This is a genomic window from Neisseria sp. HMSC31F04, from assembly GCF_001807735.1.
GTDB classification, from domain to species: domain Bacteria; phylum Pseudomonadota; class Gammaproteobacteria; order Burkholderiales; family Neisseriaceae; genus Neisseria; species Neisseria elongata.
The window spans coordinates 1-6,662 of the sequence record NZ_KV790776.1; the positions used below are offsets into that span (position 1 = coordinate 1).

The following is a 6,662-nucleotide window of genomic DNA, read 5'->3' on the forward strand; positions in this document are numbered from 1 at the left end:
ACAAAATTAGCACCGGCGTTTGGGTAGAGGGACTCCACTACTACCGTGCACCCGACCGCCACATCTTAATCAACGTAAAAGAGGTAGAAAAATGGCAACGAAACGAATGCCAACCGGCTTAGTTATTCGCGACCGTAGTATCAAAATATGGTTCATGTATCGGGGTAAACGATGTTGGGAAAGCCTGCCGCTCAAGCCCACCACCGCCAACATCCGACACGCCACCAAACTCCGGGAAGAAATATGTACCCGAATCGCCATCGGCGTATTCGATTATGCCGAATTCTTCCCCGACTCCAAACGGGCGGAAGAAACGGAACGCAGCCCCACCTTCCGTGAGATGGCCGAAGCCTGGCTGTCCACCGTTAACCAGCTATCCCACTCCACCCTATCCCGCTATCGCGGCATGCTCAACAGCCACGTTCTGCCCAAAATTGGCGACATACCGATAGACCGTATCCAGTACAGTACCCTAGCCGGGCTGCTGGCTACCTTAGACTGTAGCGCAAAAACTCGCAACAACATCGCCACCGTTATTCGGCAGCCGTTTGTTCTTGCGCTCCGCGACGGTAGGATAAAAGACAATCCCGCCCAGCATCTGGCCAACGCCAAAGTGCAGAAAGAGCCGCCTGATCCGTTCACGATCGAAGAGGCCGAAGCCATCCTAGGCTACCTGAAAAATGAACCTGTGTTTCACAATTACTTCGAGCTGGCCTTTTTTAGCGGTATGCGTACCAGCGAGCTTATCGCTCTCACTTGGCAGGACATCGACTTCCAAAGGCAGTGCGCGCGCGTGAACAAAGCATCCGTGGCTGGCAAGCTGAAAAGCACCAAAACCCACAGCTATCGAGACATCGAGCTCAATAGCCGCGCCTTGGAAGCTTTACGTAGGCAATGGCAAAGAACAGGACTAGCAAGCGGATACGTTTTCATCAATCCGAAAACCGGCAGCCCGTTTGAGAACGACAAAGTGCCGTGGAGACCGTGGCAGCACGCCATAAAAATAGCGGGGGTAAGGTACAGGAAACCCTACAACACCCGCCATACATTTGCCACACTCAACCTCATGGCCGGAGCCAACCCCATGTGGGTAGCCCGTCAGATGGGACACAGCACCATGAAAATGCTACTTGAAAACTATTCCCGCTGGATTGACTTGGCCGACAAGCAGCGTGAAAAGTCCAAAATTGAGCAGCTTCTTAGTGGAAAATGTGCCAATAGTGTGCCAAAAAACACAGAAATGAAGATAAGTATAGGATACTTATCGGATATCTTGGTGGAGGCGGGGTCTTCCGTACTTTGAGTTTAACTTATTGATTTATATAAAATCACATTTTCCAACCTTGGAAAAGTTACCCCAAAAGTTACCCCATAATCGCTTGGTAGGGTGTTTTTGCCCTGCCGTTTTAGCCGTATTTCAGGCGTTTTTCAGTGTAGGGGAAATTCCCCGCATCTGCAACATGGGGGCTGAAAATCAGACGGCCTGAATGCAAGCAAGGTTTCAGGCGAAGGGGTCAAACAGCTTTATGCCCGCGTGCCGCATATCCTTCACGTTGCGGGTAGCCAGTGTCAGGCCGTATTGCTTGGCCGTGGCCGCTATCCATGAATCGTTTTCAGGGGCGCGGTCGGGGATGTGCAGGCGGGCGCATATTCCCGCCGTTGCCTCGTCTATCGGCAGGATCCGGCCATTGAATGCGGGCTTGATTACCTGCTCCAGCCATTCCCGCAATATTGCACCCTGTGCGGGGTCTTTGCGCTCCATGCCTAAAACGCCCCTTTCCAGCTCCATCATGACAATTACGCTGGTGTACAGGCTTTCGGGGCTGGTTTGCTCCAGCCATGCTTTCACATTGCGGTGCATGCGCACGGGGCGGCGTGTCTCGCTGATAACGTTGGTATCCAGCAGGTACATGCTCAATCCTCCCCAAAATCAACAGGCGGCCTTTGCGCGGTGCTGCGCGGCGGTATTTCCAGCTCCACGCCTTCCAGTTTGGCGGCCAGCTCTGCGGTGGGGCTTAGTGCTTCCAATGCGTTTTGCAGCCTGCCTGTCAGCCGCCGATATTCATCATAGCTGATTAGCACATGGCTCATCTTGCCGTGCGTCGTAATGAAGACGGGGGCGGTAGTCGCCTGCTTTTGCGCCTTGCTGGGGTGCTGGTTAAATTCCCTGCTTCCAATGGTGGACAACATGATTCACTCCCTTTTGTAGCTATGTGCCTATTATGGGTATTGTTGCCTATACAGGCAAGCCCGCCGCCTTCAATCCGCCCGCAAAAGTCAATTTGCATGGGGTTAATTCAAAATCCGCCCGCCATCTGCCCGCTCCCCCAAAAAAAACCGTATATATACAAAAAAACGCTGGTTACCGTGGTTACCGTGGTTACCGCGCCTGTAAGCCCCGTGGTTATTGGGTTTGTCAGTAACCACACACAAATCTTTACATGGTTACCGCTGGTTACCGCCCTCCCATTTCGGGCATAAGCACATGAAAAGAAACGGGTAACCACTGGTAACCACACGGTAACCAGTAAATTTATGTATTGTGGTTACCGCTTTTTCGTGTTCCGAAATACCGCTATCAAAGCAGTTGTAGAGTGCCACAAACTTTAGGAAATGAAATAACGGGCGTTTATAACTAACCTGTTTATATACACCAGATACCTCGTTAATAAAACATTTATCATCTACATAGCCCAATCCGCCATACAAGGGATTTTAATTGTGATTTACTATAAAATGATGCTTTCTTAAAGGAAGATATCCCTTCCAAATGTTTCAACACACAAGGCTGCACATAAGGAGCCGCCCTACCAGAAGGGGTTACGCCCCTCCCAAACAAACCCAAATCCTACCGCCCCGAAGGGCGGGGTTTCAACCATTAAGGAAATTTTGATGAATCCGCAAAACGAAACGGCCATTTTGTCTTTTTGGCACAAGCTGGAATTTTTCACGCCTTTCGATGCAAAAATCCAAGAGGGAAAAGATAAAACAAACAAAACCCTTACGCTTGACCAATTATCCAAACTTGCCGTCGGCGGACAAAAAAACCTATCCATTACCCAACTGCTGAAATCCGAATATCCCAATCAATATCTCGTTTGCTCAAAAATTTATCTCAACTTGTTTGATTTTGGCTGTTTGAGCAAAAGTATTCAAAATCTGCTGCAAGAACAGTTGAGTGAAAATGAGCAATATACCCAAGAAGCCATGAGCGCCGATAAAGGCGAAACGTGTTATGCCAGATTACCAATCAACGACACAGGCGAGTTCGACCCCGCAAATATAGAAATCTCAACCGCGCCTTGGGCAGTGGGTTTTAGTATGGCGAAAGGTTTAGACAGTTTGAATTTTGAAGCGTTTGAAACGGATTGCGGCAAGCTGTTGGAGAAGCTGGACGAATTGTGCAAACAGCATTTGGCCGTGCAGAAAATTGAACAGCCCAAAGTAATACGGACTGTACTGTCTCCCGCCTTGCTGCTGGACATTGCAGGCCGCCTGAAAGAATGGGCATACGGTTACTGTCCCGAACCGATGCCCACAATCCGTATCATTTCCGAATGGCAGGAACAACCGAAAAAATCCTCCGATAAAACGCCAAAAGATCAAAAGCACGCCGAAAGAAACGGACAAAATCATAAAAGCGATGAAGACGTCGATAACTTGCCCGATGAAGAAATCGGCATTTTAAACAGTTTCTACGCGCAGGACATCCACAGTATCATCCGTCAAATCGATAAAGGTCAAAGCAGCGCGGCATTGTCGGCTTATCTCGGCACGAAACCCGACCGGCCCGCAACCGATTTGTACGGCACGGAAGGTAACAAAATCATTTGGCGGCATTTACGCCCCAAATATTGGAACAGGGGGCGCTGGTTAAGTGAGCCGCAGCACGGTTTAAGCCTGATGCAGCAGTTTGCGGTAAATACATTCTTTCTGGAAGGCGAACAGCCGGTTTTTTCGGTAAACGGCCCGCCAGGAACAGGGAAAACCACTTTGTTGCGCGATATTTTTGCCGAAAACATCGTGCGCCGGGCCACACGGCTGGCCGAATTGGCAACGGCGAAAGATGCTTTTTCGGGTACTGAAAAAGTAAACGACTCAACCGTTTCCCGCCTCAAGCCCGAATTGGTGGGATTTGAAATGATTGTGGCATCATCCAACAATGCCGCAGTAGAGAATATTTCCCGCGATTTGCCGAAGAAGTCATCACTGTGTGCAACCTATTGTACAGGCAGCCATCCAAGCTATGTTTATTTGGACAAAATTGCGCGCAACCTGTTTGCCAAAAATAAGCAGAAATACGATGCCCTGACGCCTGATGACGATACTTGGGGATTGTTTTCTTGCGCCTTAGGCAAAAAAGGTAATCGGGAGAAGGTACGGCAGGGATTGTTTTTCGTCCCCCAAAATCATGACGAATGCAAAGGATACGATAAAGCGCTGCACCAAAGCATTTGGGAATGGCGCAGCGGTTATCAAGGTATTTCGTTTGCCCAAGCACAAGAAAACTTCAAACGGCAACTCGATATTGTCGAGCAGAAATTGAATGATTTGGACGGCTATTTTATTCTGCACGAAGAGACCGTCTTAAATCCCGAAACAAACCAAGCCGCATTGCAACAACAGTACGGCACATGTGCCAAGTCCGTTCAAACCGAAAAGGAAAAACTGAATGACGCCCGGCAGACACGGATAGAAACCCAAACGGCCGAACTGCAAGGCATTCCGGTTCATTCGGACTTTATCCTGGCCGTATCCGATGCGCAAAGCAGGCTGCAAGCCGCAACCCAAAAGGTAAGCATGCCTTTAACGGATGAAGACGGCGAACAGCGCGCCTATTGGCAGAATCAAATCGAATCGCTGAAACACAGTTATCCCGGCTTCTTCATGCGCCTGTTTAAGCGCAAACAGTGCAGGGAGCTTCGGGAACACCTGGCGTATTGTTACGAACAATTGTCGCAACTGCATTTGGCCGCCGATAAACGCAAAAAATCAGCCAGGCAGGAATATGAACATTGCACACAGGCGGTGCAGGCTGCCCAAGCGGCGCTGTTGCAAGAACAAAAACGGGTGTACCAAAAAGAAATAACCGCTGCCGAAAACGCCGAAAAAGCGGCAGAAGGACGTTTGAAAGCGGTACAGCGGCAATTGGAACAATTAGGCATACGGCTGGCACAGCGGCAAGAGAAATGGAATGCCTATCGGCAATACCAAAACCGGTTTGCACATATCAGGCTGCCTGAAAAATACGATGAACTGCAAAACGATGACTTTCAAATCGCGGGTTTGTGGCAGGACAACGAATTAAACGACGCCCGCAGCCGTTTATTCGGCTGCGCCTTGCAGTTGCACGAAGCATGGCTGGCGGAAGTCGCCATTAAAGGTGGCGGGTTTGGCAGCAACCTGTTCTTAATCAGCGAATTCCTGAAAGGCAGTGCCGAATTGAACAAAGAACAAACGCTGTTGGTTTGGCAGAGCCTGTTTATGGTGATTCCCGTGGTATCCAGCACTTTTGCATCGTTTGCACGGCAGTTCCGCGATGTGGGCGCAGGCTGCTTGGGCTATTTGTTTATAGATGAAGCCGGTCAGGCGGTTCCGCAGGCGGCAGCGGGCGCAATCTGGCGTGCCAAACGCGTCATGGCGGTAGGCGACCCCATCCAAATCGAACCGGTCTTTACCACACCGCCGCCATTGGTTCGTACCCTGGAAAGGATTGCCGCCCTGCCCGACTGTGCCAATGTGTCGCCGACCGAGGTTTCGGTACAGATATTGGCAGACAGGTGCAATGCCTTTGGCGCATCCGTTTTGCGCAAAGGAGAATCGGATGCCACATGGATAGGTAGCCCCTTGCGCGTCCACCGCCGCTGTGCCGACCCCATGTTCGGCATCGCCAATCAAATTGCTTACGACAACAAAATGGTTTTCGGCAATACCGATCCTGCCAAACGCCTGCCGCCCAAACAGGATTTTTATTTGGGAAGCAGCAGCTGGGTTCAGATAGCCGGTGAAGCGGCATCGCGGCAATTTGTTCAGGAACAGGCTGATTTGGTGATACGGATGTTGGCCGAAATCGCGTGGCATTCAGGCGGCCTTCCCGATTTATACATCATCACGCCCTTCAAGCATATTAAAACCGAATTGTGCAGGCAGATTGCCGGCAATGCCGCACTAAAAACCATAAAAGGCCTGCAACAATGGTGCAGGATGCGCATCGGCACGGTACATACTTTTCAAGGTAAAGAAGAAAAAATGGTTTGGCTGGTTTTAGGCTGCGATGCAAAAACAGACGGTGCGGCACAATGGGCGGCAGGAAAACCGAATCTGCTAAATGTGGCGCTTACCCGTGCCAAGCATTATGTATTTGTGATTGGCGATAAAGACCTTTGGGCGGGCAAAAAATATTTTGATGTTGCTGCAAAAAATCTGCCGCAAATCGATGCGCGGGAATTTTATTCGCGGGCGGAACAGCTCTCAGACGGCTAGGCTCCGCATAACGAAATCTCAGCAAAATTTCCTTAATGATTGAATGCGGGATAGGCGGGGCCGCCTATTTATCTATCTTAATCAATTGATATTAAATGTTTCAACGCACAGAGCTGCACATAAGGCGCGGCCCTGTGAAATAAAAAAAGGGGCTGACGTAGATTAGCAGTTATGCTAGG

Annotated in this window: 4 protein-coding genes; 2 read left to right on the plus strand and 2 right to left on the minus strand. The window is 50.0% G+C overall.

Annotated features, from left to right (window positions below; genetic code table 11):
- Positions 1-154: 154 nt before the first annotated feature.
- A complete protein-coding gene (locus HMPREF3107_RS02255; RefSeq protein ID WP_246828570.1) occupies positions 155-1,303 on the plus strand; it encodes a site-specific integrase in 1,149 nt (382 codons plus the stop codon).
- Between the two features lie 198 nt (positions 1,304-1,501).
- Here the strand turns inward: HMPREF3107_RS02255 and HMPREF3107_RS02260 are convergent, their stop codons facing one another.
- Both HMPREF3107_RS02260 and HMPREF3107_RS02265 read right to left on the minus strand, forming a co-directional pair.
- Positions 1,502-1,912: a type II toxin-antitoxin system VapC family toxin gene (locus HMPREF3107_RS02260; protein WP_070452912.1), complete on the minus strand. Its 411-nt coding sequence runs from the start codon at positions 1,910-1,912 to the stop codon at positions 1,502-1,504.
- Between the two features lie 2 nt (positions 1,913-1,914).
- The gene (locus HMPREF3107_RS02265) at positions 1,915-2,190 is read right to left on the minus strand and encodes a type II toxin-antitoxin system prevent-host-death family antitoxin (RefSeq protein ID WP_070452915.1); all 276 of its coding nucleotides are present in this window, start codon (positions 2,188-2,190) and stop codon (positions 1,915-1,917) included.
- A gap of 702 nt (positions 2,191-2,892) precedes the next feature.
- Between HMPREF3107_RS02265 and HMPREF3107_RS02270 the strand changes: the two genes are divergently transcribed.
- Complete coding sequence (locus HMPREF3107_RS02270; RefSeq protein WP_070452920.1) at positions 2,893-6,483, plus strand: DEAD/DEAH box helicase; 3,591 nt, start codon at positions 2,893-2,895, stop codon at positions 6,481-6,483.
- Positions 6,484-6,662: the final 179 nt, after the last annotated feature.

Bases quoted from the DNA above. Each gene is read 5' to 3' on its own strand.
- HMPREF3107_RS02255 (WP_246828570.1), top strand. From the start codon at position 155: ATGTATCGGGGTAAACGATGTTGGGAAAGCCTGCCGCTCAAGCCCACC.
- HMPREF3107_RS02265 (WP_070452915.1), bottom strand. From the start codon at position 2,190: ATGTTGTCCACCATTGGAAGCAGGGAATTTAACCAGCACCCCAGCAAG.
- HMPREF3107_RS02270 (WP_070452920.1), top strand. From the start codon at position 2,893: ATGAATCCGCAAAACGAAACGGCCATTTTGTCTTTTTGGCACAAGCTG.
- HMPREF3107_RS02260 (WP_070452912.1), bottom strand. From the start codon at position 1,912: ATGTACCTGCTGGATACCAACGTTATCAGCGAGACACGCCGCCCCGTG.